The 22,509-nt window shown below is 75.3% G+C and carries 20 protein-coding genes; 9 read left to right on the forward strand and 11 right to left on the reverse strand.

The annotated features are described in order from the left end of the window. Both K5O09_RS14470 and K5O09_RS14475 read left to right on the forward strand, forming a co-directional pair. The gene (locus K5O09_RS14470; RefSeq protein WP_222170181.1) at nucleotides 1-738 is read left to right on the forward strand and encodes a hypothetical protein; all 738 of its coding nucleotides are present in this window, start codon (nucleotides 1-3) and stop codon (nucleotides 736-738) included. Beyond that, nucleotides 735-1,154, forward strand: a complete 420-nt coding sequence (locus tag K5O09_RS14475) for a hypothetical protein (RefSeq protein ID WP_222170182.1) — start codon at nucleotides 735-737, stop codon at nucleotides 1,152-1,154. The genes K5O09_RS14470 and K5O09_RS14475 overlap by 4 nt, the downstream gene beginning before the upstream one ends. Nucleotides 1,155-1,200: 46 nt before the next feature. On the opposite strand, the gene K5O09_RS14480 is transcribed toward K5O09_RS14475, so the two are convergent. The 6 genes from K5O09_RS14480 to K5O09_RS14505 all read right to left on the reverse strand — a co-directional run bounded on the left by K5O09_RS14480 (nucleotide 1,201) and on the right by K5O09_RS14505 (nucleotide 7,498). After that, the gene (locus K5O09_RS14480; protein WP_222170183.1) at nucleotides 1,201-1,866 is read right to left on the reverse strand and encodes an AIM24 family protein; all 666 of its coding nucleotides are present in this window, start codon (nucleotides 1,864-1,866) and stop codon (nucleotides 1,201-1,203) included. Between the two features lie 67 nt (nucleotides 1,867-1,933). Then, a complete protein-coding gene (gene pcrA / locus K5O09_RS14485) occupies nucleotides 1,934-4,462 on the reverse strand; it encodes a DNA helicase PcrA (RefSeq protein WP_222170184.1) in 2,529 nt (842 codons plus the stop codon). Nucleotides 4,463-4,534: 72 nt separating this feature from the next. Then, nucleotides 4,535-5,020 (reverse strand): DUF456 domain-containing protein, encoded by a 486-nt coding sequence (locus K5O09_RS14490; RefSeq protein WP_222170185.1) that lies wholly within the window; start codon nucleotides 5,018-5,020, stop codon nucleotides 4,535-4,537. A gap of 28 nt (nucleotides 5,021-5,048) precedes the next feature. Beyond that, nucleotides 5,049-5,399, reverse strand: coding sequence for a hypothetical protein (locus K5O09_RS14495; protein WP_222170186.1), 351 nt, complete (start codon nucleotides 5,397-5,399; stop codon nucleotides 5,049-5,051). A 102-nt stretch (nucleotides 5,400-5,501) separates the two neighbouring features. After that, entirely contained in the window at nucleotides 5,502-6,161 is a 660-nt protein-coding gene (locus K5O09_RS14500; protein ID WP_222170187.1) for a response regulator transcription factor, read from the reverse strand. After that, complete coding sequence (locus K5O09_RS14505; protein WP_222170188.1) at nucleotides 6,158-7,498, reverse strand: ATP-binding protein; 1,341 nt, start codon at nucleotides 7,496-7,498, stop codon at nucleotides 6,158-6,160. Before K5O09_RS14505 ends, K5O09_RS14500 begins: the two co-directional genes overlap by 4 nt. Nucleotides 7,499-7,633: 135 nt before the next feature. Between K5O09_RS14505 and K5O09_RS14510 the strand changes: the two genes are divergently transcribed. Both K5O09_RS14510 and K5O09_RS14515 read left to right on the forward strand, forming a co-directional pair. After that, nucleotides 7,634-9,040, forward strand: a complete 1,407-nt coding sequence (locus tag K5O09_RS14510) for a PspC domain-containing protein (protein ID WP_222170189.1) — start codon at nucleotides 7,634-7,636, stop codon at nucleotides 9,038-9,040. Next, nucleotides 9,040-9,639 carry a hypothetical protein gene (locus K5O09_RS14515; protein ID WP_222170190.1) on the forward strand — a complete coding sequence of 200 codons (600 nt, stop codon included), beginning with the start codon at nucleotides 9,040-9,042 and terminating at the stop codon, nucleotides 9,637-9,639. Before K5O09_RS14510 ends, K5O09_RS14515 begins: the two co-directional genes overlap by 1 nt. Before the next feature lie 79 nt (nucleotides 9,640-9,718). Here the strand turns inward: K5O09_RS14515 and K5O09_RS14520 are convergent, their stop codons facing one another. After that, a complete protein-coding gene (locus K5O09_RS14520; protein WP_222170191.1) occupies nucleotides 9,719-10,210 on the reverse strand; it encodes an aromatic ring-opening dioxygenase LigA in 492 nt (163 codons plus the stop codon). A gap of 281 nt (nucleotides 10,211-10,491) precedes the next feature. On the opposite strand from K5O09_RS14520, the gene aroD reads away from it, so the two are divergent. After that, on the forward strand, nucleotides 10,492-11,337 hold the full coding sequence (gene aroD, locus K5O09_RS14525; RefSeq protein WP_222170192.1) for a type I 3-dehydroquinate dehydratase: 846 nt from the start codon (nucleotides 10,492-10,494) through the stop codon (nucleotides 11,335-11,337). 78 nt (nucleotides 11,338-11,415) lie between these two features. Here the strand turns inward: aroD and guaA are convergent, their stop codons facing one another. Further along, nucleotides 11,416-13,008 (reverse strand): glutamine-hydrolyzing GMP synthase, encoded by a 1,593-nt coding sequence (guaA, locus tag K5O09_RS14530; protein ID WP_222172818.1) that lies wholly within the window; start codon nucleotides 13,006-13,008, stop codon nucleotides 11,416-11,418. A gap of 66 nt (nucleotides 13,009-13,074) precedes the next feature. Beyond that, nucleotides 13,075-13,494, reverse strand: a complete 420-nt coding sequence (locus tag K5O09_RS14535) for a MerR family transcriptional regulator (RefSeq protein WP_255595628.1) — start codon at nucleotides 13,492-13,494, stop codon at nucleotides 13,075-13,077. Nucleotides 13,495-13,707: 213 nt separating this feature from the next. Between K5O09_RS14535 and K5O09_RS14540 the strand changes: the two genes are divergently transcribed. Beyond that, nucleotides 13,708-14,838 (forward strand): acyltransferase, encoded by a 1,131-nt coding sequence (locus K5O09_RS14540; protein ID WP_222170193.1) that lies wholly within the window; start codon nucleotides 13,708-13,710, stop codon nucleotides 14,836-14,838. Here the strand turns inward: K5O09_RS14540 and K5O09_RS14545 are convergent. Then, nucleotides 14,753-15,166 (reverse strand): DUF3817 domain-containing protein, encoded by a 414-nt coding sequence (locus K5O09_RS14545; RefSeq protein WP_222170194.1) that lies wholly within the window; start codon nucleotides 15,164-15,166, stop codon nucleotides 14,753-14,755. The genes K5O09_RS14540 and K5O09_RS14545 overlap by 86 nt on opposite strands. A 125-nt stretch (nucleotides 15,167-15,291) precedes the next feature. Between K5O09_RS14545 and K5O09_RS14550 the strand changes: the two genes are divergently transcribed. Together K5O09_RS14550 and K5O09_RS14555 are read left to right on the forward strand one after the other, a co-directional pair. Then, on the forward strand, nucleotides 15,292-17,157 hold the full coding sequence (locus tag K5O09_RS14550) for an ABC transporter ATP-binding protein (RefSeq protein WP_222170195.1): 1,866 nt from the start codon (nucleotides 15,292-15,294) through the stop codon (nucleotides 17,155-17,157). Next, the gene (locus K5O09_RS14555; protein ID WP_222170196.1) at nucleotides 17,138-18,871 is read left to right on the forward strand and encodes an ABC transporter ATP-binding protein; all 1,734 of its coding nucleotides are present in this window, start codon (nucleotides 17,138-17,140) and stop codon (nucleotides 18,869-18,871) included. Before K5O09_RS14550 ends, K5O09_RS14555 begins: the two co-directional genes overlap by 20 nt. A 22-nt stretch (nucleotides 18,872-18,893) precedes the next feature. Here K5O09_RS14555 and K5O09_RS14560 read toward each other — a convergent pair whose 3' ends face one another. Then, nucleotides 18,894-19,757 carry an SURF1 family protein gene (locus K5O09_RS14560; RefSeq protein WP_255595633.1) on the reverse strand — a complete coding sequence of 288 codons (864 nt, stop codon included), beginning with the start codon at nucleotides 19,755-19,757 and terminating at the stop codon, nucleotides 18,894-18,896. Nucleotides 19,758-20,018: 261 nt separating this feature from the next. Between K5O09_RS14560 and K5O09_RS14565 the strand changes: the two genes are divergently transcribed. Then, nucleotides 20,019-22,505 carry a phosphoketolase gene (locus K5O09_RS14565; protein ID WP_222170197.1) on the forward strand — a complete coding sequence of 829 codons (2,487 nt, stop codon included), beginning with the start codon at nucleotides 20,019-20,021 and terminating at the stop codon, nucleotides 22,503-22,505. Nucleotides 22,506-22,509: the final 4 nt, after the last annotated feature.

Raw genomic sequence — 22,509 nt, forward strand, 5'->3', positions numbered from 1 at the left:
ATGAGCGACTTCAGCACGGCCACGTTCCAGGCCACCATCGAGGGCCTGCAGACCGGGCTCTCCGACCTGTCCGGGCAGCTCGCGCGCGTCGGCCCGGCCGTCCGCTCCGCCACGTCGGTCCCGCTGATGCCCGACTGGGTCAAGGACGGGCTGGTGTGGTGCGGCGAGAAGCTGCTGGAGATCGGGCAGGCGGTGCTCGACAAGATCGGCGAGCTGCTGCTCGGGGCGGCCGCACCCGTGGCGTTCTTCTTCCGCGCGTCCGACTGGCACGAGAACGTCGGCGGGCCGGCGTCGGGCGTGGCGGCGTCGGTCAACCCGAACGCGCTGCGCGCCACCCGCGACTGGACCGGTGACGCGGCGACGTCCTACTCCCGCTCGGTCGCCGGGCAGACGACGGCCGCCGCCGCGATCCAGGGCGTCTCCTCCAGCATGGCGACGTCGATGGTCACGTGCGCGGTCGCCGGCCTCGCGTTCTACGTCGCGATCGGCGTCATCCTCGTCAAGCTCATCGTCGCGACGATCGCGGCCATCGCGGCGCTCGGCTCCGTGGTGTTCTCCTGGGCGGGCGTCGGCATCATCATCGAGGAGGCCGCCGTGAACACCGGGCTCATCGTCGCCGCCGTGACCACCCTCGTCGCCGTGCTCGGCGCGCAGGGCAACGCGATCGTGCAGATCAAGGGCGCGGTGTCGTCCGGCGCCGCGTTCCCGGGCGGCGCGTGGCCGGAGGGCGCCGCGTGACCGGGCCGTCCGGCGCGCCCGGCGTCCCGGACCCGCGGGGTCCGCTGTCCCCCGGGGCGCAGGAGCGTCGCCGGCGCACGGCGCTCGGCGTGATCGGCGGTGTCGCCGCCGTGGTACTGCTCGCGATCGCCTGGGCCCTCGGGCGCAGCGTCGGTGCCGGCGCGGTCGTCGTGCTGCTCGGGCTGGTCGTCGTGATCGGAGCCCTGGCCGCGCTCCTCATCGGGTCGGACCGCCGGCGGCGCGCCGCGACCGCGCCCGCCGACCCGACGCTGCGCGCCACCCCGGCGCTCGACCTCGACCGGGTGCGGGCGCAGCACGCGCAGGGCGGCACGGCCGCGGCGGTCCGCGAGGTCCGGCGCCAGGCGCCCTGGCTGAGCCTCGCGGAGGCCGCCGCGGTGGTGGAGCGGCTCGGCTGACGGCGGGCCGGCCCGGGTCGGCCCGCCCGGGCCGGGCGGGCCGGGTTCAGGCCGTCGGGACCGGGTAGCCCTCCGACGGCTGCACGACCACGAAGCCCGGGCCGTGGAACGCGTACTGGAACGCCTCGCCGGTGCCGCCGCGCAGCATCGACGTCATGTTCATGCTCGACACGACCCCGGGCGTGAGGTTCGCGGACCAGCACACCGCCGCGTTCGGGTCCACGTACGTCGGCTGCTGCGAGCAGTCGAGCACCATCGGCTGCCCGTGCGAGGTGAGCGCGACGGTGCCCTGCCCCTGGATCAGCGTGTTGAAGAGGCCGGCGGTCATCATCCCGGCGCCCTTGGTGCGGTGCATGTCCCATTGCAGGGCGGCGTCGAACGCGAGCAGCGACGCCCCGCCGACGCTGATCGCGTCGCCCTCGAGCTGCAGCAGGAACACGTGCTCGGCGGCGCGCGCGAAGAACACCTCCCCGGGACCGGACACCCGCATGAGCGCCTGGTCGTCGGAGCTGACGGCGCGCTTCACGAACCGGGCGAGCGACCCGGACGACTCGTGGTGGAACTGCACCTGGCCCTGGTGGGCGACCATCGCGCCCTTAGCGGCGAGCACGTCCGGTCCGAGGGTGACCTTGAGCATCTTGTCGCTCTGCAGGACGAAGCGGTCGGCGGACTGGACCTCGGTGTGGGCCTGGTCGAAGAGGGGGCTGCGCATGCCCCGATCATGCCGGAGCCGCCGCACGCCCGTGACCGACGACGCACCCGCGGTGCGCGCCCCTGCGTCAGAGCTTCGTGACCGGCGAGTACCGCAGCAGCAGCCGCTTCGTGCCCTCGGTGCCGAAGTCCACCTTCGCCACCGCGTTCGGGCCGCCGCCCTCGATGGAGACGACGGTCCCCAGGCCGTACGCGTCGTGCGTCACGCGGTCCCCGACGGCGAGGGTCGGGATGTCGGCGTCCTTGCGCGGCGTCGCGGAGCCGAACGTGGCGCCGCCCGCCCCCGGCGCGGGCCGGTCGCCGGAGCGCGAGGCCGCCGAGCTCTTCTTCCAGCTCGTCTGGCTGCCCGACCCGGTGCGCTCGCGGGAGCCGTAGCCACCGCCCGCGGCGTACCCGGACCGGCCGCCGAGGAACCCGCCGGGCCCCCGCAGCCGGTCGGTCGAGGACTCGCGGCGCCGCCAGTCCAGCAGCTCCTCCGGGAGGTCGTCGAGGAACCGGCTCGGCGGGAACTCGTTCGGCACGCCCCACGCGGTCCGTACCGCGGCACGGGAGATGTACAGCCGCTGCCGCGCCCGGGTCAGGCCCACGTAGGCGAGCCGGCGCTCCTCGGCGAGCTGGTCGGTGTCCGCCAGCGACCGCATGTGCGGGAACGTCCCGTCCTCCATGCCGGTGAGGAACACGACCGGGAACTCCAGGCCCTTCGCGGTGTGCAGCGTCATGAGCGTGACGACGCCCTGGTCGGGCTTCGCCTCGTCGCCGCCGTCGTCGGACGGGATCTGGTCGGAGTCCGCGACCAGCGAGACGCGCTCCAGGAAGTCCGCGAGGTTCCCCTCCGGCTCCGCCTGCTCGAACTCGCTCGCCACGGCGTGCAGCTCCGCGAGGTTCTCGACGCGGGTCTGGTCCTGCGGGTCCTCGCTGGCGCGCAGCTCGGCGAGGTAGCCGGAACGGTCGAGCGCCGCGCCCAGCACCTCGGACGGCCCCGCACCGGACTCGTCGAGCGCCCGCAGGTCCGCCATCATGCCCGCGAACTGGCGCAGGCCGGTGATCGCCCGCGTCCCCAGGCCCGGCACCTCGTCGACGCGGTCGAGCGCCGCCCCGAACGAGATGCGCTCGCGCTCCGCGAAGCCGGCGACCATCGCCTCCGACCGGTCGCCCAGCCCGCGCTTCGGCACGTTGAGGATCCGGCGCAGGTTCACGTCGTCGTCCGGGTTCGCCACGGCCCGCAGGTACGCGACGGCGTCCTTGATCTCGCGCCGCTCGTAGAACCGCGTGCCGCCGACGACCTTGTAGGGCAGGCCGACGCGGATCAGCACCTCCTCCAGCGCCCGGGACTGCGCGTTGGCGCGGTAGAAGACCGCCACGTCGCCGGGGCGCACGCCGTCGGAGTCGCCCAGGCGGTCGATCTCCTCCGCGACGAACCGCGCCTCCTCGTGCTCGTTGTCCGCGACGTAGGCGACGATCTTCGGGCCCGACCCGGAGTCCGTCCACAGCCGCTTCGGCTTGCGGCCCGGGTTCTTGCTGATGACCGAGTTCGCGGCGGACAGGATGGTCTGCGTCGAGCGGTAGTTCTGCTCCAGCAGGATCGTCGTGGCGTCCGGGTAGTCGGCCTCGAACTCCATGATGTTGCGGATGCTCGCGCCGCGGAACGCGTAGATGGACTGGTCGGCGTCGCCGACCACCGTCAGCTCGCCGCGAGGCAGGTCGTCGCCGTCCGTCCCCGCGCCGGCGAGCTCGCGCACCAGCACGTACTGCGCGTGGTTCGTGTCCTGGTACTCGTCCACCAGCACGTGCCGGAACCGGCGGCGGTAGTGCTCCGCCACGGCCGGGAACGCCTGCAGCAGGTTGACGGTCGTCATGATGAGGTCGTCGAAGTCGAGGGCGTTCGCCTGCCGCAGCCGCTGCTGGTAGCGGGTGTAGACCTGCGCGAGCACCTGGTCGACGTCGTTCCCCGACGACCCGCCCGACGTCGAGGCGAACGACTCGGGGTCGACCAGCTCGTCCTTGAGGTTCGAGATCTTCGCGCCCAGGGCCTTGGGCGGGTAGCGCTTCGGGTCCAGGTCGAGCTCACGCGCCACCAGGGTGAGCAGCCGCTGGGAGTCGGCGGCGTCGTAGATCGAGAACGACGAGCGCAGCCCGAGCGTCTGGGCCTCGCGGCGCAGGATGCGCACGCAGGCCGAGTGGAACGTCGACACCCACATCGCGCGCGCCGACGGCCCGACCAGGGCGGCGACCCGCTCGCGCATCTCCGCGGCGGCCTTGTTGGTGAAGGTGATGGCGAGGATCTCCCCCGCGCGCGCCTGCCGGGTGGCCAGCAGGTGCGCGATGCGGTGCGTCAGCACCCGGGTCTTGCCGGAACCGGCTCCCGCGACGATGAGCAGCGGGCCGCCGTGGTGCAGCACCGCGGCGCGCTGCTGCGGGTTGAGCCCGACCAGCAGGGCGTCGGCGTCGACCGACGGGGCGCGCCCGCGCCCGCCGCGGTCGTCGGCGCCGTCCCGGGCGTCACCGTCCCGGGCGTCGGCGCGGGGCGGCACGGCGGCGGGCAGCCGTCCGAGGTCGGCGAGGCCGGGCAGGGGCAGGTTCTCGAAGAGCGACGTCATGGCGGGACCCAGCCTAGGCGCCCCCACCGACACCCGGGACCGCCCGGCCACCGCCCGCGGCGGTGCCCCGCGTCACGTCGCGAGCAGCCCCGCGACCCACGCCGCCGTGGCGACCAGCGCGCCGGCCAGCTCGACGAGGATCGCGATCCCCGTCGCGCGCAGCGCCGCCAGCGTCGCGCGCCAGGCCTGGTCGTGGGGGTGCTGCTCGACGACGCGCTCCGCCAGGTAGACGCCGCCGACGAAGCCCACGGGCAGCCCGACGACCGGGATCACGAAGAACCCGACCACGCCGAGCACCCCGCCCCACACCAGCACGCGGTTCCGGACGCCGGTGCGCACGAGGTGTCGCCCGGCCAGGAGGTACTTGACGACCCCGGCGACGACCGTCGCGACGGTCGCCACGGCGAGCACCACCCAGGCGGTCGTGCCGCCCGTGACCACGGCCCACACCGCGACCGCGCCGAGCACCAGCAGCGCCCCGGGCAGCACCTGCACCACGACGCCGACCAGCCCGACGACGATCGCGAGGCCGACGAGGACCTCGCCGAGCGCGCTCACCCGCGCCCCGCGCGGACCCGCGCGGGCGTCACCGCCACAGGACGGCGACGAGCACGTTCAGCAGCGTCAGCCCGAGGGTCGCGCCGACGAGCCCGCGCGAGACACGGTCGGGACGCCGGGTCCCGAACCAGACCAGGCCCGTCACGACCAGCGCGACCACGAGCTTGACCGCGATCTTCGCGTTGTCCGGCGGCTCCAGGTCGCCGACCTCGGCGGCCCGCAGGCCGGTCATGACGATGCCGGTGACCAGCGCGGTCAGCGCGCCGTGCAGCGCCCCCTTCGGGAAGGCCGGCTGGCGGAGCGTGACGAGGCACCCTCCCAGCACGATCGCCCAGCCGACGAGGTGCAGCACGACCAGCAGGCCGTACACGGTGTCCATGGTTCGCGGTCCCCTGTCCTCGGTGACGTCGGTAAGCCCCGAGCATCGCACGCGCGCGCACCCGGGCCCCGCAGGGCGCGACGACGGACGGTGCGGGCCTCGTCACAGCAGCCGGCGTGCGGCCGCCCAGCGGGTGAGCTCGTGGCGGGAGGACAGCTGGAGCTTGCGCAGCACCGCGGACACGTGGGTCTCGACCGTCTTGATCGAGATGAACAGCTCGCCGGCGACCTCCCGGTACGAGTACCCGCGCGCGATGAGCCGCATGACCTCCCGCTCGCGTGCGGACAGCCGGTCCAGCTCGTCGTCGCCGGTCGCGACATCGCCGGCCGCGGCGCCGAACGCGTCCAGCACGAAGCCGGCCAGCCGCGGGGAGAAGACCGCGTCGCCACCCGCCACGCGCAGCACCGCGTCGCACAGGTCCGGCCCCGAGATCGCCTTCGTCACGTAGCCGCGGGCACCCGCGCGGATGACCGCCACGACGTCCTCCGCGGCGTCCGAGACCGACAGGGCGAGGAACCGCGTGCCCCCGAGCAGGTCCGTGCAGGCCCGGATCACCTCGGCCCCGCCGCCGCCGTCGCCGCCCGGCAGGTGCACGTCGAGGAGCACCACCGGCGGGCGCGTCGCGTGCACTACCTGGACCGCCTCGTCGACCGTCGCGGCCTCGCCGACGACGCGCACGCGCCCGTCCAGCGAGGCGCGCACGCCCGCGCGGAACATCAGGTGGTCGTCGACCAGCACCACGTCGACCGGAGCGTCGTTCATGCCTGCATCGTCCTCTCGTCGTCGCCGTCCGCGGCCCGGTCCGGCGCCGTGGCGTCGGGGACCGTCCCCGGCCCCGTCCCCTCCGGGGCGGCGCGCAGCACCGGCACCCGCAGCCGCACCTCCGTGCCACCGCCGTCCTTGCACACCACCGACGCCCGACCGCCGCGACGCCGCACCCGCCCGAGGATGGACTCCCGGACGCCGAAGCGGTCCGGCGGCACGGCGTCCGGGTCGAACCCGTCGCCGCGGTCCCGCACGAACACCTCGACCTCCTCGGGCCCGGCCTCCAGGTACAGCGAGACGGGCGGGCGGCCGTGGCGCACGGCGTTCAGCAGCGCCTCGCGGGTGGCCTGCAGCAGGGCGTCGGTGTTCGCGTCGGGCTCGGTGTCCCCCACCACGACGGTCTCGATCGTCACCGCCTCGCCGTCGGGCCCGGTGCGGGTGTCCTCGATCTCGGCGACGATCGCCGCGAGCGCCCCCGCGACCGACGTCCCGGGTGCCGGTCGGTCGTCGTACAACCACGCCCGCAGCTCGCGCTCCTGGGCGCGGGCCATCCGCGCGACCTCGGTGGGGTCGTCGGCCCGGGACCGGATCAGCGCGAGCGTCTGGAGCACGGAGTCGTGCAGGTGCGCGGCGATGTCCGCCCGCTCCGACTCCCTCGCCCGGGCGGCCCGCTCGTCCCCGAGCTCCCGCACCAGGCGCAGCCACCAGGGCGCGAGGACCAGCGCGACGCCGCCGAGCACCGCCACCGCCGCGACGGTCGACTGCACGAGCGCTCCGGGCGGCGCGTCCTGCCCGACGAGCAGCAGCACGCCCACGCCCGCGATCACGAGTCCGCCGGCGAGCCGGAGCCCGCTGACCGGGCGCCGCGAGCCCGACCGCCGCTCCCGCTGCACCGCGTCGAGCTGGCTCCAGGCGAGGGCCGCGCCGGCGACCAGCAGCAGCACCGGGACGACCCACGTGCTGACGCTCCTGGTGCCCGTGCGGGTCAGGAGCATGGCCGCGGCGCCCGCGAGCAGCGCGACACCGACCGCGATCTCCGTCCAGGGGAGCCGGCGCAGCCGCTCGACGGGGTCGTCCTGCTGGGGGCGGGCCAGCCGCTGCAGGCTCGCCGGCCGCTCGGCACCGGCCACCGCCAGGGGGTCGCCCACGGGGACGGTCACCCACCAGAAGACGTACAGCAGCACGCCGACGCCGCCGACGGGCGTCAGCAGCACGAACAGCAGCCGCACGAGCCGCACGGGCAGGTCGAGGTGCAGCGCGAGGCCGGCCGCGACGCCGCCGACGACGCGGCCGCGGTCCGGGCGGCGCAGCGGCAGGCGGGGACGGGGCTCCATGCAGAGATCGTCACACGTCCCGACCCCGGCGCGGGGTCCTCAGGGCCCAGGATCAGGGGCCCCGGCACGTCTTTCAGGGGTGGCTCAGGGGGGTTCCCGATGTCCCGGTGGTGGCCTCCCGGCCAGGATCGAGGCATGACGAACGACAGCGCCGGCCGCGGGCCCGGCCCCGTGCCTCCCCCGGCACCGCCCGCACCCGGCCCGAACGGGTTCTTCGCGGCGATCCGCCGGACCGGCCTGGTCCGTTCCCAGGACCGCTGGGTCGGCGGCGTCGCCGGCGGCCTCGCGGCACGGTTCGGCCTCGACCCCCTGCTCGTCCGCGGCCTCGTGGGGGTGACCCTGCTCATGGGCTTCGGCTTCGTGCTGTACGGCATCGCGTGGGCGCTGCTGCCGGAGCAGGGTGACGGCCGCATCCACCTCGAGGAGACCATCCGCGGCAGCTTCGACGTCGCGCTGCTCGGCGCGATCGCCCTGGTGGTGATCGGACTGTCGTGGGGCGACCGGTGGTTCGGCTGGGGCCCCTGGGGGACCGGCTGGCTCGGCGCCTTCGCCTGGGCGGCGGCGGTGGTCGTCGGGATCGTGATCGTCGCCAGCGCCGTCCGCCAGCGCAAGGACCGCCACCCGGGGCCGCCGGCGTGGCAGCCCCCGTCCCAGGAAGGACACACCCCCATGACCAGCACCAGCCCGGCCGGCACCCCCGCCGGACCCCCGGCGGCGGGCGCACCGGTCCCACCGGCCCCCGGCGGCCGCGGCCCGGCACCCGCGTCGGCCCCGACGTGGTCCGCACCGCCGACGTGGGCCGCCGCGCCCGCCCCGGCGCGCGGCTGGAACCCGCCGCCCCCCGCTCCCCCGGTCCCGCCGGTGCCTCCGGTGCCGCCCGCCCCGCCGCGGCCCCCGCGTCGCGGGCCGGGCGCGGCCCTCACGGGCGTCGTCGTGGCGGTCATCCTGCTCGGGCTCGCCGGCCTGCTCGCCGCCGACCGCGCGGGCTGGTACACCGGCCCGATCGGCCCCGTCGTCATCGGCGGCGGCGTGGTCCTCGTCGGCGTCGCGATCATCGTGTCCGGCCTGCGCGGCCGCACCGCCGGGGGGCTGACCGCCCTCGCGATCATCGGCATGCTGATCGCCGGGCCGGCGGTCGTGGTCGACGGGCGCGGCGAGTGGCGGGTGGACCGCGACGCCTTCCGTGACGTCGACGTCGCGGTGACGAGCCGCGAGGCCGCCGAGCGGGGCTTCTCGTTCGGCATCGGCGACGCCCACGTGGACCTCACCGACGTCCCCCTGACGGACGAGACGCTCGTCGTGCCCGTCAGCGGCGGTCTCGGCGACATCACCGTCGTCGTCCCGGAGGGCACCGCCGTGACCGCCGAGGTCACGTCCGGGGTCGGCGAGGTCGACTGGCGCGTCGACGGCAACCGGCAGCGGGCCGACGGCGTCGGCAACGACCGGCGCTTCAGCAGCGAGGCCATGGCCGACGGCCGCGACGCGGAGATCGCGCTGACCATCGAGCTCGGCGTCGGCAGCATCACCATCGAGGAGGACTGATGACCAGCACCGGACCCGGCACCCCCCGGCCCGACGACGCGGCCGAGCCGGTGACCGAGCGGATCGACCGCCCCGCGGCCGACGGGCCGACGGAGCAGATCGCCCACGTCGAGCCCGCCGACGGGACCGTGAAGCTCGCCGCGGCCCAGCCCGTGGCGGAGACGGAGCAGATCGCGCCGGTCGACGCCACGCGCGAGATGCGGTCGACGACCGACACCGCGGGCGGGACCGGCCCGGCGCCGGCGCAGCCCGCCCCCGGCCCCGCCCCCCGGCCGTACCCGGCCGCCGCACCCGGGTACGGCACCGGCCCGACCCCCGGGGCACCGGCGCCCGCCCGCACCGCCGCGCCCGCCGGTGCACCCGCGCCCGCTCAGCCGCCGGTCGCACCCGAGGACCGCGGCCCGCGGTCCGCCACCGTCGTGTGGGGTCTGATCGTCACGGTGGTCGGCATCGGCATCCTCGCCGCCGCCGCGGGCGCGCGGATCGACGTGCAGCTCGCGCTCATCGTGCTGCTCGCCGGGGCGGGGCTCGCCCTGCTGGTCGGCTCGGTGCTCACCACCGCCCGCCGCCGCAGCCGCGACGGGCGGGCCGGCCGCTGACCGGCGCGCCACCCCCTCGTACGACGACGGAGGCCGGGACCCGATCGGGTCCCGGCCTCCGTCGTGCCGTGCGGGTGGTTCAGGCCTTGAGGCCCGCGTCCGCCGGGGTGGTGCCGCGCGTGTCGGCGACGGTCGCGACCGAGCGGCCGGCGATGGCCCACAGCGCGTAGCCGACGAGGATGAACATCACGCCGAGGCCCATGACCAGCGCCGCGACGCCGAACGCCACGACCGAGGTGAAGAGCGAGGCCCGGAGGAACGACGCGTTCATCGCGGTGTCGCGCAGCGGGTCCTCGCGGTCGAGCTCGGCGTAGGTCTTGCCGCCGGTCGCGTCGAGGGCGTGGTGGTTGATGATGTCCGCCTGGGCGAACGCGGTCCACGGCGTCGTGACCGGCTGCCCGCCGAAGTTCGCCGCGTCCTCGGAGACGGTGATGTTCTCGTCGGCGAGGTGGCTGGAGACCGAGCCCCAGGTGACACCGCCGGCGATGATGAGGACGAGACCGGCGACCGCCGAGATGATGCCGATGACGCGCGCAGCCTTCGAGCCGCCCGTCGCTGCCACGGTAGACATGTGGTGATCCCTTCAGATACCCCCGTTGCGGACCGACCCCTTGCCGGCCCGGTGGAACCTGTGAGCCCCACGGGAAGAGCGTCTCCCACGCGGCGGTCGGAGAGTGGGACGTTGGTCATGCGCGCCGCCCGGAGAGGCTTCGTGACGCCACGCACAAACACCGGATTCTCGCCGATCGGGTCTTTCGTCCCACGCGGAGTGGCCCGCCCGGCCTAGGACAGAGGTCCCGGTCTCCGGGAGGCGGGCCCGTCGGCTAGCCTCGGCGCGGACCAGGAGGACCCATGACGACGACCCCCGGAGCAGCCCCGAGCGGCGGCCCCAGCGCCGGAGCCGACGGGCCGGCGGAGCGACCCGCCCTGCCCGCCCGGCGCCCGGTGACCGTCCGCGGCACGACGCTCGGAGGGCCGAGGCCCGCCGTCGTCGTCCCGGTCACCGCCACGGAGCCGGACACGCTCCGGGCCGAGGCCGCCGCGGCCGCCGCAGCGCGCCCGGACGTCGTCGAGTGGCGCGCCGACCACCTCGCGGCCGGGGTCGCGGACCCCACGGCCGTCGCCCGGGCCGCCCTCGTCGTCCGCGACGCCGTCGGCGACCTCCCCCTGCTCGTCACCGTCCGGACCACCGCGGAGGGCGGGCACGCCGACGTCGAGGGCGACGCGTACGCCGCGCCCCTCCTCGCCGTGCTGGCGACCGGGGCGGCGGACCTCCTGGACGTCGAGGTGGCCCGTGACCCCGCCACGGTGCGACGACTGCTCGACGCCGCGCACGCCGCGGGCGTCCCCGTCGTGGGGTCCAGCCACGACTTCGCCGGCACGCCGTCCCGCGACGCGCTCGTCGGCCGGCTGCTCGCGATGGCCGACCTGGGTGCCGACGTCCTCAAGGTCGCCGTGACCCCGCACGACCCGGACGACGTGCTCACGCTGCTCGCGGCGACCCTGGACGCGAGCCGGCGCACCGACCGCCCGCTCGTCACGATGGCCATGGGCCCGCTCGGCGTGGTGTCCCGCGTCGGCGGCGGCGTGTTCGGCTCCGCGGCGACGTTCGGCACCGTCGGGGCGGCGTCCGCCCCCGGTCAGGTCCGGCTCGGCGCCCTGCGCGCGGCGCTCGACGTGGTGCACGGCCCGGCCTGAGGCGACGCGCCGGGCGACGCAGCGGCCCGGCACCCCCTCGGGGTCCCGGGCCGCCGTCCACCACGCCTCAGCGGCGCGTCACTCCCACTCGATGGTGCCCGGCGGCTTGCTCGTCACGTCGAGCACCACGCGGTTGACCTCGGGCACCTCGTTGGTGATCCGGGTCGAGATGGTCGCGAGCACGTCGTAGGGCAGCCGCGTCCAGTCGGCGGTCATCGCGTCCTCGGAGGACACCGGGCGCAGCACCACCGGGTGCCCGTACGTCCGGCCGTCGCCCTGCACGCCCACCGAGCGCACGTCGGCGAGCAGCACGACGGGGCACTGCCAGATCTCGCGGTCCAGGCCGGCGCGGGTCAGCTCCTCGCGGGCGATGAGGTCGGCGGCGCGCAGCACGTCGAGGCGCTCGGCCGTGACCTCCCCGATGATGCGGATGCCGAGCCCCGGGCCGGGGAACGGCTGCCGCCACACGATGGACTCCGGGACGCCGAGCTCCAGGCCGACCGCCCGCACCTCGTCCTTGAACAGGGCGCGCAGCGGCTCGACCAGCTCGAACTGCAGGTCGTCCGGCAGCCCGCCGACGTTGTGGTGGCTCTTGATGTTCGCCGCGCCCTCGCCGCCGCCGGACTCGACGACGTCGGGGTACAGCGTGCCCTGCACGAGGAACCGCACCTCCTCGCCGTGGGCGCCCGCCTCCTCGACGACCTCGCGCGCCGCGTCCTCGAACACGCGGATGAACTCGCGGCCGATGATCTTGCGCTTCGTCTCCGGGTCGGTGTGGCCGGCCAGCGCGGCGAGGAACCGCTCGCGGGCGTCGACGACCTTGAGGTTCACGCCGGTGGAGGCGACGAAGTCCTGCTCGACCTGCTCGGCCTCGCCGGTGCGCAGCAGGCCGTGGTCGACGAACACGCACGTGAGCTGGTCGCCGACGGCCCGCTGCACCAGCGCCGCGGCGACGGAGGAGTCCACGCCGCCGGACAGCCCGCAGATCACCCGGGCCGTCCCGACCTGGGCGCGGATCCGCTCGACCTGGTCGGCGATGACGTTGCCCGGGTTCCAGTCGGGGGTCAGCCCGGCGCCCTCGTACAGGAAGTGCTCGAGCGTCCGCTGACCGAGCGGCGAGTGCTTGACCTCCGGGTGCCACTGCACGCCGAACAGGCGGCGCGCGCGGTCCTCGAACGCCGCGACCGGCGAGCCGGCGGAGGTCGCCAGGACCTCGAACCCCTCGGGGGCGGCGTGGACGGCGTCTCCGTGGCTCATCCAGACGGTCTGCTGCTCGGGGCTGTCCGCGAGGACGGTGCCCGTGCTGACGACGTCCACCGGCGTGCCGCCGTACTCGCGGTTGCCGGTCTGCGCGACCTCGCCGCCGAGGGCCTTGGCCATGGCCTGGAACCCGTAGCAGATGCCCAGCACCGGCACGCCCGCCTCGAACAGCGCCGGGTCGACGAACGGCGCCCCCTCGGCGTACACCGAGGACGGCCCGCCGGACAGGATGATCGCCGACGGGTCCTTGGCCAGCATGTCCTGCACGGAGGCGGTGTGCGGCACGATCTCGGAGTACACGCTGGCCTCGCGGACGCGGCGCGCGATGAGCTGGGCGTACTGGGCCCCGAAGTCGACCACGAGCACCGGGCGGTGCTGGTCGGCGGGCGAGGAGCCGGGGGGCGGTGGCACGGGCACGGGAGAGGCGTCGGTCACCGGACCAGGGTAGTGCTCCGCGGGAGGGCCACGGCCGCGCGCTCAGGAGCCGGAGCGGTCCCCGATGCGGCGCTGCCGGGAGATCTCCTGGCGGAGGCTCTCGTGGAAGTCCTCGGCGACGGCGAGCTGCTCGCGCAGCGCCCGCGAGCGCTCCTCCGCGGCCAGCCGGTACATCGCGAGGCGCTCCAGCAGCTCGTCGTGGTCCTCCTGGCTGACGCCGGGGGCGTTGATGCGGTCGAGGACGCCCAGCAGGTCGCCCATCTCGTCGAGGGAGAAGTCGAGCGGCTTCATGCGCTTGATCAGCTCCAGCCGTGCGATGTCGGGCTCGGTGTACAGGCGGAAGCCGCCGTGCGTGCGGGCCGAGGGCCGGACCAGGCCGACCTCGCCGTAGTAGCGGATGGTGCGCAGGGACAGGCCGGTGCGCTCCGCGACCTCGCCGATCTGCATCAGGTGCAGGGACACGGGCGACACCTCCTTCCGGCTCGGCGCGGCACAGCATAGTCGCGCCGGGCGCCGCGCTGACCTGCGCGGACGGAGGGGCCGGGTGCGGGCACGGCTCCCACCCTCCTGTGACGTGAGCGTCGACACCCCGGGGGCGGGCCCGCACCGCCGGTCGGGGGAGTCCCCGGCCTGCGGACTTCCCAAAACGCGCAATTCGGACATATCTTCCGTTACGTGAGAGATGCCGACGCGACGCCCCGCCGCCTGCCCGGCCTCGACGCGCTCCGCGGCCTCGCCGTGTCGCTGGTCCTGCTCAACCACGCCTGGCCCGCGACGTTCGGCGCCGCCGGCGTGGTCGGCGTGACGATCTTCTTCGCCCTCTCCGGCTGGCTCATCACCGGCCTGCTGCTCCGCGACGTCGAGCAGCACGGCCGCGTGCGCTACGGGCGCTTCGCCGCCGCGCGGGCCCTGCGCCTGTACCCGCCGATGCTGTTCATGCTCGCCGGGTTCGTCGTGGTCGAGGGCGCCCTGGACCACCTCGGCGACCGCCACCTGGTCCCGGAGTCGCTGCTGGCCGCCGTGACCTACACGATGAACCTGCCGCTGCTCCCCCACGGGAGCGAGTCGCTCTACCACTTCTGGACCCTGGCGACCGAGGAGCAGTTCTACCTGCTGTGGCCTCTCGTCCTGGCCTGGGGGTGGCGGCGCGGCCTGCTCCGGGTGGCCGTCGGGATCGGCGTCCTGGGCACCCTCGCGGCGTGCACGGTGACGATGCTGCTGGTCGCCCCCGACATCGCGCGCATCTACGCCCTGCCCACGTCCTGGGCGGCTGCGCTGCTCGTCGGCTGCGCGGGCCGGCTCGGGCAGGACACGCTGCTGCAGCTGCTGCCCCCCGAGCGCGGTCCCCGTCGCCGGCTCCTCGTCGTGCTGGTCACGCTGCTGCTCGCGGCCTCGCTGTCCGGGCCGACCGGCGCGCACCCCTGGTGGTACCTGCTGGGCGTGCCGGCCGTCGCGGCGGCGACCGTCGTGCTCGTGTCGTACGCCGGGCGCTGGCCCGTGCTGCCCAGCGGGCTGCTGCGCCCGGCGGTCGCGCTCGGCACGGTCTCCTACGCCGCCTACCTGTGGAACGCGGCGATCGTGCGGTGGCTGCACCACCCGCAGGACCTGCTGGGGGCGCTCGCCACGATCGCGTTGACGCTCGTCGCCGCCACCGCGAGCTGGTGGCTGGTGGAGCGTCCCGCGGGACGGCTGCGCGCGCGGCTGCTCGGCGGACGTCCGGTCAGCGGGCGGGGGCGGACGCCGGACGACCCTCGATCCGCGCGACGGCGTCGGCGTGCACCCTCCGCTCCAGCACGAACGACATGACCGGCACCACGCCCGCGAGCGCCATCGTCGCCAGCCGGCCGAGCGACCAGCGCATGGCCGACCACAGCTGCACGACGGTCGCCAGGTAGACGACGTAGATCCAGCCGTGCGCGATCGCCACCCAGGTCCCCAGCACGGGCTCGGGGTCCCCGGTCGCCGGGTCGACCCCGCCCGCGTGCACCACGTACTTGAGCACCATCTCGAGGCAGAGCACCAGCAGCATCGTGCCCGTGACCCACGCCATCGCGCGGTAGCGGGCGAGGCGGCCGGGGGCGCTCGCGAGGGCGGGCGCCGGCGCGGGCCGTCCGGCGGGGGCGGGCTCGGTCATGGGGGTCCTCTCGGCGGCCGGCAGGGTGCTCCGGGCGATTGTCCCCCAGCGGCTGCGCAGCCGTCGCGCGCGACCGCCCAATTCGCTTGCCGGTGTGTCAGGGCTCACCCGTAGCGTGATCCGTCGTGCGACCTCTTCCCCTGCCGGATCCCGGCCACCCCCCGCTGACGGGCCCCCGCCGGCTCCTGCTCCGGCAGGCGCGGCGGCAGGCCGGCGTGCTCGCGGGCGCCACCGCGGTCTCGGTCGTGGGGAACGTGGCCGCCGCGCTGCTGCCCTGGCAGCTCGGGCGCGTGGTCGACCACGGGCTCGACGCCGGCCTCGGCCGCGAGCTCTGGCTGGGCTGCGCCGGGTTCGCCGCGCTCGGGATGGTCCAGGTCGGCGCGAACGTCTGGGGCCACCGGCTCGAGGTCGAGAACTGGCTGCGCGCGGCGTTCGCGGCGTCGCAGCAGGTCGGCCACCACGTGACGCGTACGGGCGACGCGGTGACCGCCGAGCTGCCGACGGGAGAGGTCGTGGCGACCGTCGCCACGGACGCCCTGCGGCTCGGCGAGGTCTACGCGATCCTCCCCCGGCTGGTCGGGGGCGTCGCGGCCTACCTGACGCTGACCGCGCTGCTGCTGCGGACGTCGGTGCCGCTGGGCCTGCTGGTGCTGCTCGGGCTGCCGGTCGTCGTCGGCGTGCTGTCGCTGCTGGTGCCCGCGCTGCAGCGGCGGCAGGCCGCGCAGCGCGAGGCGACCGGCCGGCTCACCACGCTGGGTGCCGACACGGTGTCGGGTCTGCGGATCCTGCGGGGCATCGGCGGCGAGGACGTCTTCGCCGAGCGCTACCGCCGCCAGTCGCAGGTCGTGCGCGAGGCCGGCGTGCGGGTCTCGCAGACGCAGTCGCTGCTCGACGCGCTGCAGACCCTGCTGCCGGGGATGTTCCTCGCGGTCGTCGTGTGGGCGGGGGCGCGTCTCGCGCTGGCCGGCGACATCACCGCGGGCCAGCTCGTGTCGTTCTACGGGTTCGCCGCGTTCCTCACCCAGCCGCTGTGGACCGCGAGCGAGGCGATCCGCGTCGTGACCCGGGCCGTGGTCGGGGCGCGCAGGATCATCCGCGTGCTCGCGGTGCCGGTCGCCGGCTCCGACGACCCGGTGGCACCCGCGGCTCCCCCGGCCCCGGGCGAGCCGCTCGTGGACGAGGCCAGCGGCGTGGTGGTCCGTCCCGGGCGGATGACCGCGCTGGTCGGCGCGGACCCGGACGAGACCGCGCGGATCGCCCTGCGGCTCGGGCGGCTGGGGCCGTCCGCCCGCGAGCATGTCCCGGGCCCCGACGGCGCCGGGACGGCCGACGGCGGCCGCACCGCGGGGGCCGGCGACGTGCCGCTCTCCCGGGTGCGCTGGGGCCGCACGCTGCTGCACGAGCTCCGGCTCGCCGAGGTGCGCGGTCGCGTCGTCGTCGCCGAGTCGACGCCGCACCTGTTCACGGGGCGCCTCGCCGACGAGCTCGACGTGCGCGGCGGCGCCGGCCGCGACGAGCTGCTCGCCGCCCTGACCACGGCCGACGCGCAGGACGTGCTGGACTCCGTGCCCGGCGGCCTGGACGGCGAGGTCGAGGAGAAGGGCCGGTCGCTGTCCGGCGGCCAGCGGCAGCGCGTCGCCCTCGCCCGCGCCCTGCTCACCGGCGCCGAGGTGCTGGTGCTCGTGGAGCCGACGAGCGCGGTCGACGCCCACACCGAGGCCCGCATCGCCCGCCGGCTCGCCGACGCGCGGCAGGGAGCCACCACCGTGGTGGTCACCGCGAGCCCGCTCGTGCTCGACGTCGCGGACGAGGTGGCGCTCGTCGACGGGGGCCGGGTCGTGGCCACCGGGACGCACCGCGCGCTCGTCGCCGCACGGGACGCCGCAGGAGCCGCCTACCGGGCGGTGGTGTCCCGTACCGAGGACCCGGGGCAGGACGACCCCGGCACCACCGACCGGACGGAGGACCGCCGTGAAGCTGCCCGTCGCTGAGCCGGCGGCCCTGCGCCGCCACACCGCGGCGCTGCTGCGCCGGCACCGCCGCGGCCTCGCCGTGGTGGTCGTGCTGCACGTGCTCGCCGCGACCGCCGGTCTCGCCGGGCCGTGGCTGCTCGGCCGGCTGGTCGACGCGGTGGCCACCGGGACCACGACCGCCGCGGTGGACCGTACGGTCGCGGTGCTCGCCGGCGCCGTGCTCGCCCAGACGGTGCTGATCCGGTACGCGCAGCGCGCCGCGATGGTGCTGGGCGAGACGGTGTTCGCCGAGCTGCGCGAGGAGTTCGTCGCCACGGTCACGCGCCTGCCGCTGTCCACGGTCGAGCGGGCGGGCACCGGGGACCTGGTCGCCCGGACGACCACCGACATCGACCGCGTCCAGTACACGGTGCGCTTCGGCGTGCCGCGCATCCTGGTCACCGTCGCGACGATCGCGCTCACAGCGGTGGCCGCGGTCGTGACGGACGCGCTGGTCGCCCTCGGGCTGCTCGCCGGGCTGCCGCTGCTGCTCGGCACGACCCGGTGGTACCTGCGCCGGGCCGCACCGGCGTACCTGCGCGAGTCCGCGGCGTACGCCACGATCAACGGCACGATCACCGAGTCGGTCGAGGGAGCGCGCACGGTCGACGCGCTCGGCCTCGGTGCCCGACGGCGCGCGCGGCTCGACGCCGACCTCCGGGAGGCGTTCGCGGCGGAGACCCGCACCCTCCGGCTGCGCACCGTGCTGTTCCCGGGCGTGGACACCGCGTTCGTCCTGCCGGTGGTCGCGGTGCTCGCCTGGGGGGCCTACCTCGTCTCGACGGGCGCGACCACGGTCGGGGCGGTGACGACGATCGCGCTCTACGCGACGCAGATCATCCACCCCATCGGCGAGCTGATCTTCTGGCTCGACGAGATCCAGGTCGGTGCGACGTCGCTGGCCCGCATCATCGGCGTCGCCGACGTCGCCCCCGACCGGACCGCCCGCGACGCGCGGCCGGCCGACGAGACGGTGCAGGCCCACGGCGTCCGGTACGCGTACCGGCCGGGCCAGGACGTGCTGCACGGGGTGGACCTGGAGCTGCGCACCGGCGAGCGGCTCGCCGTCGTCGGTCCCTCCGGCGCCGGCAAGTCGACGCTGGGGCGGATGCTCGCCGGCATCCACCCGCCCACGGGCGGCACGGTCACGGTCGGCGAGGTCCCGCTCGTGGACCTGCCGCTCGACGAGCTGCGTGGGCACGTCGCGCTCGTGACGCAGGAGCACCACGTGTTCGTCGGGCCGCTCGCCGACAACCTGCGGCTGGCCGCCCCGGACGCCGACGACGCCGCGCTCGAGCGGGCGCTGCGTGCGGTCGACGCCTGGGAGTGGGCCGGGGCGCTGCCCGACGGGCTGGCCACCGAGGTCGGGTCCGGGGGTGTCGCGCTGACCCCGGCGCAGGCGCAGCAGGTCGCCCTCGCGCGCCTGGTCCTGCTCGACCCGCACACGCTCGTGCTGGACGAGGCGACCTCGCTGCTCGACCCGCGGGCCGCCCGGCACCTGGAGCGGTCGCTGTCCGCGGTGCTCGAGGGACGCACCGTCGTCGCGATCGCCCACCGGCTGCACACCGCGCACGACGCCGACCGGGTGGCCGTGGTCGACGCGGGCCGGATCAGCGAGATCGGGCCGCACGACGAGCTCGTCGCCGCCGGCGGGGACTACGCCTCGCTCTGGAGCTCCTGGCAGCGGGAGTAGGGCCGACGCGACGCGCCGGCGGTCAGGCCCCCGGCGGCGGCACGTCGCGCGGGGCGGGGCCGGGCTCCGTCCCGGCGTCCGCCGGACCGAGCTCGCCGGACTCGCGCAGCACCTCGTCCTTGAGCAGCCGCACCCAGAGCGCCACCGCGAACCCGCCGAAGATGAACCACTGCGCCGCGTAGCCGAGGTTCTGCAGGTTCAGCCCGGTGCCGGACCGCGTCGGCGGCGGCAGCAGCTCCACGGCGGGGGGCTGCGCGGGGTCGGAGGTCGTGAGCACCGCGTACCCCGTCCAGATGGGCCCTCCCCACACGCCCAGCAGCTCGGCGGACGACACGCTGTCGCTCGTGCCGTCGCCCGCCGGCAGCGCACCGGAGTCCTCGGACGCCTGCAGGTAGCCGGTCACGGTCATGCGGCCCTCCGGCACGGCCAGCTCGGGCGCGCCCGGGTCCTGCACGCCGGCCGGCACCCAGCCGCGGACGACCGGCAGCACCGCACCGTCGGCGTCCGGGTCGCCGGACTCGACGCGCAGCGGTGTCAGGACGAGCGAGCCGGTGCGCCCGTCCAGCCCGCGGTCGGTCACCAGGAGCTGCCCGTCGGCCTCGTACCGCCCGGTCACCTCGATCCGGCGTCCCACGAGCGACCCGTCGAACGTCGACTGCGGCGCCAGCACCTGCTCGAGGGGCACGGGCGGCTGCGCCTCGACCTCCGCGAGCCGCTGGGCCTGGGCGGCGGCACCGCGCACCTCGGCGCGCTCGAGCTGCCACGCACCCAACCGCCCGCAGACGGCCGCCGCGGCCAGCAGGACCACGAGCAGGCCGATCATGCGCGGCGTGCGCGCGACCCGCCACAGGGTCGCGCGCCGCTCGGCGCGGGAGGTCTCGGGCACCTCAGCACGGTACCCGGCCGGGGCCCCGGAACCGGAGGGGGACCAGGGCCGGGACCCCTGCTCCCCCGGCCCGCGGGGGCGGGTGCAGCCCGTCACCCGATGGGGTTGGATGGGTCGGGGCCGAGGTACGGCCACGGGGCGACCGGCTAGGTCGGACGTCCCGGCTCGCGGCGTCCGGCGCCGCAAGGCTGGGGGATGCCCGGCGGGGGGCGCTCGTCCGGGCCCACGGCTCATCCGTGGTTCTGCGAAACGGGGAGAGACATGACGACGACGACGGCGCCGCTCGAGACCTGGCGGGCCGGGTCCGGCCAGCCGGTCTCCGAGGAGACGCTCCGGCGTATCGACGCCTGGTGGCGCACGGCCAACTACCTGTCGGTGGGCCAGATCTACCTGCTGGACAACCCGCTGCTGCGGGAGCCGCTGACGCGCGACCACGTCAAGCCGCGGCTGCTGGGCCACTGGGGCACGACGCCCGGCCTGAACTTCCTGTACGCGCACCTGAACCGCGTCATCGCGGAGCGCGAGCAGTCGACGCTGTACCTGACGGGCCCGGGCCACGGCGGCCCCGGCCTCGTGGCGAGCGCGTACCTCGACGGCACGTACTCCGAGGTCTACTCCGACATCACCCCCGACGAGGAGGGCGTGCGCCGGCTGTTCCGGCAGTTCTCCTTCCCCGGCGGCATCCCGAGCCACGTGGCCCCCGAGACTCCCGGCTCCATCCACGAGGGCGGCGAGCTGGGCTACGCCCTGTCCCACGCGTACGGCGCGGCGTTCGACAACCCCGACCTGCTGGTCGCGGCAGTCGTGGGCGACGGCGAGGCCGAGACCGGCCCGCTCGCGACGTCCTGGCACTCCAACAAGTTCATCGACCCGGCCAAGGACGGCGTGGTGCTGCCGATCCTGCACCTCAACGGGTACAAGATCGCCAACCCGACCGTCCTCGCGCGCATCCCGGAGGAGGAGCTGCTCGACCTCATGCGCGGGTACGGCCACAAGCCGCACCTGTTCGTCGGCGGCTTCGACGGCGAGGACCACGCGGCCGTGCACGCCCGCTTCGCGGAGCTGCTGGACGTCGTGCTCGACGAGATCTCCGAGATCAAGGCGCGCGCCGCCGCGGGCGACGACTCGCGCCCGGCGTGGCCGATGATCATCTTCAAGACGCCCAAGGGCTGGACGTGCCCGCCGGTGATCGACGGCAAGCAGGTCGAGAACTCCTGGCGCTCGCACCAGGTGCCGCTGGCCAGCGCCCGCGACACCGACGAGCACCTGCACGTCCTCGAGGACTGGCTGAAGTCCTACCGGCCGGAGGAGCTGTTCGAGGCGGACGGCTCCGTCAAGGCCGACATCACGGCCCTGGCGCCCGGCGGGACGCTGCGGATGAGCGACAACCCGCACGCCAACGGCGGCCTGCTGCTCAAGGACCTGCGGCTGCCGGACTTCCGCGACTTCGCCGTCGAGGTGCCGGTGCCCGGCGGTTCGATCTCCGAGGCCACCCGCGAGCTCGGCAAGTACCTCACCGAGGTCATCCGGCGGAACCCGGACAACTTCCGGATCTTCGGCCCGGACGAGACCGCGTCCAACCGGCTGCAGGCCGTGTTCGACGTGACGGACAAGCAGTGGAACGCCCAGTACCTGCCGACGGACGCCGACGACCACCTGGCCCGGATGGGCCGCGTGGTCGAGATGCTCTCGGAGCACCAGTGCCAGGGCTGGCTCGAGGGCTACCTGCTGACGGGCCGGCACGGCCTGATCACCAGCTACGAGGCCTTCATCCACATCGTCGACTCGATGTTCAACCAGCACGCGAAGTGGTTGAAGGTCACCAACCACATCCCGTGGCGCCGGCCGATCGCGTCGCTGAACTACCTGCTGTCCAGCCACGTCTGGCGCCAGGACCACAACGGGTTCAGCCACCAGGACCCGGGCTTCATCGACCACGTGGTCAACAAGAAGGCCGAGATCGTCCGGGTGTACCTGCCGCCGGACGCGAACACCCTGCTGTCGACGTACGACCACTGCCTGCGCAGCCGGCAGTACGTCAACGTCGTGGTGTCCGGCAAGCAGCCTGCGCCGAACTTCCTCACGATGGACGAGGCCGTCGCGCACTGCACCCGCGGCCTGGGCATCTGGGAGTGGGCCGGCACCGAGGTCGAGGGCGAGGACCCGGACGTGGTCCTGGGCTGCGCCGGCGACGTGCCGACCCTGGAGGTGCTGGCGGCGGCGCACATCCTGCGCCAGGAGCTGCCCGACCTCAAGGTGCGGGTGGTCAACGTCGTGGACCTCATGCGCCTGCAGGACGAGCGGGAGCACCCGCACGGCCTGTCGGACCGCGACTTCAACACGCTGTTCACGACGGACAAGCCGATCGTGTTCGCGTACCACGGCTACCCGTGGCTGATCCACCGCCTGACGTACCGCCGCAAGGGGCACAAGAACCTGCACGTGCGGGGGTACAAGGAGGAGGGCACCACCACGACGCCGTTCGACATGGTGATGCTGAACGACCTCGACCGGTACCACCTGGTCATCGACGTCATCGACCAGACGCCGTCGCTGGGGTCGAAGTACGCGGGCCTGCGCCAGCGCATGGTGGACGCCCGGCTCCGGGCCCACGACTACACGCGGGCGCACGGCGAGGACCTGCCGGAGGTGCGTGACTGGGTCTGGCCCGACGCGGGCGAGACCGGCACCGAGGTCGGCGGCCCCCAGCAGAACGCCACCGCCGCGACCGGCGGTGACAACGAGTAGCACC

The sequence above is a fragment of the Cellulomonas sp. C5510 genome (assembly GCF_019797765.1).
In the GTDB taxonomy this organism is placed as follows: domain Bacteria; phylum Actinomycetota; class Actinomycetes; order Actinomycetales; family Cellulomonadaceae; genus Cellulomonas.

Coding starts and splice junctions, on each gene's coding strand:
- aroD (WP_222170192.1), top strand. CDS start 10,492: ATGACGACGACCCCCGGAGCAGCCCCGAGCGGCGGCCCCAGCGCCGGA.
- K5O09_RS14520 (WP_222170191.1), bottom strand. CDS start 10,210: ATGTCTACCGTGGCAGCGACGGGCGGCTCGAAGGCTGCGCGCGTCATC.
- K5O09_RS14470 (WP_222170181.1), top strand. CDS start 1: ATGAGCGACTTCAGCACGGCCACGTTCCAGGCCACCATCGAGGGCCTG.
- K5O09_RS14505 (WP_222170188.1), bottom strand. CDS start 7,498: ATGGAGCCCCGTCCCCGCCTGCCGCTGCGCCGCCCGGACCGCGGCCGC.
- K5O09_RS14480 (WP_222170183.1), bottom strand. CDS start 1,866: ATGCGCAGCCCCCTCTTCGACCAGGCCCACACCGAGGTCCAGTCCGCC.
- K5O09_RS14500 (WP_222170187.1), bottom strand. CDS start 6,161: ATGAACGACGCTCCGGTCGACGTGGTGCTGGTCGACGACCACCTGATG.
- K5O09_RS14495 (WP_222170186.1), bottom strand. CDS start 5,399: ATGGACACCGTGTACGGCCTGCTGGTCGTGCTGCACCTCGTCGGCTGG.
- K5O09_RS14545 (WP_222170194.1), bottom strand. CDS start 15,166: ATGACCGAGCCCGCCCCCGCCGGACGGCCCGCGCCGGCGCCCGCCCTC.
- pcrA (WP_222170184.1), bottom strand. CDS start 4,462: ATGACGTCGCTCTTCGAGAACCTGCCCCTGCCCGGCCTCGCCGACCTC.
- K5O09_RS14515 (WP_222170190.1), top strand. CDS start 9,040: ATGACCAGCACCGGACCCGGCACCCCCCGGCCCGACGACGCGGCCGAG.
- K5O09_RS14565 (WP_222170197.1), top strand. CDS start 20,019: ATGACGACGACGACGGCGCCGCTCGAGACCTGGCGGGCCGGGTCCGGC.
- K5O09_RS14510 (WP_222170189.1), top strand. CDS start 7,634: ATGACGAACGACAGCGCCGGCCGCGGGCCCGGCCCCGTGCCTCCCCCG.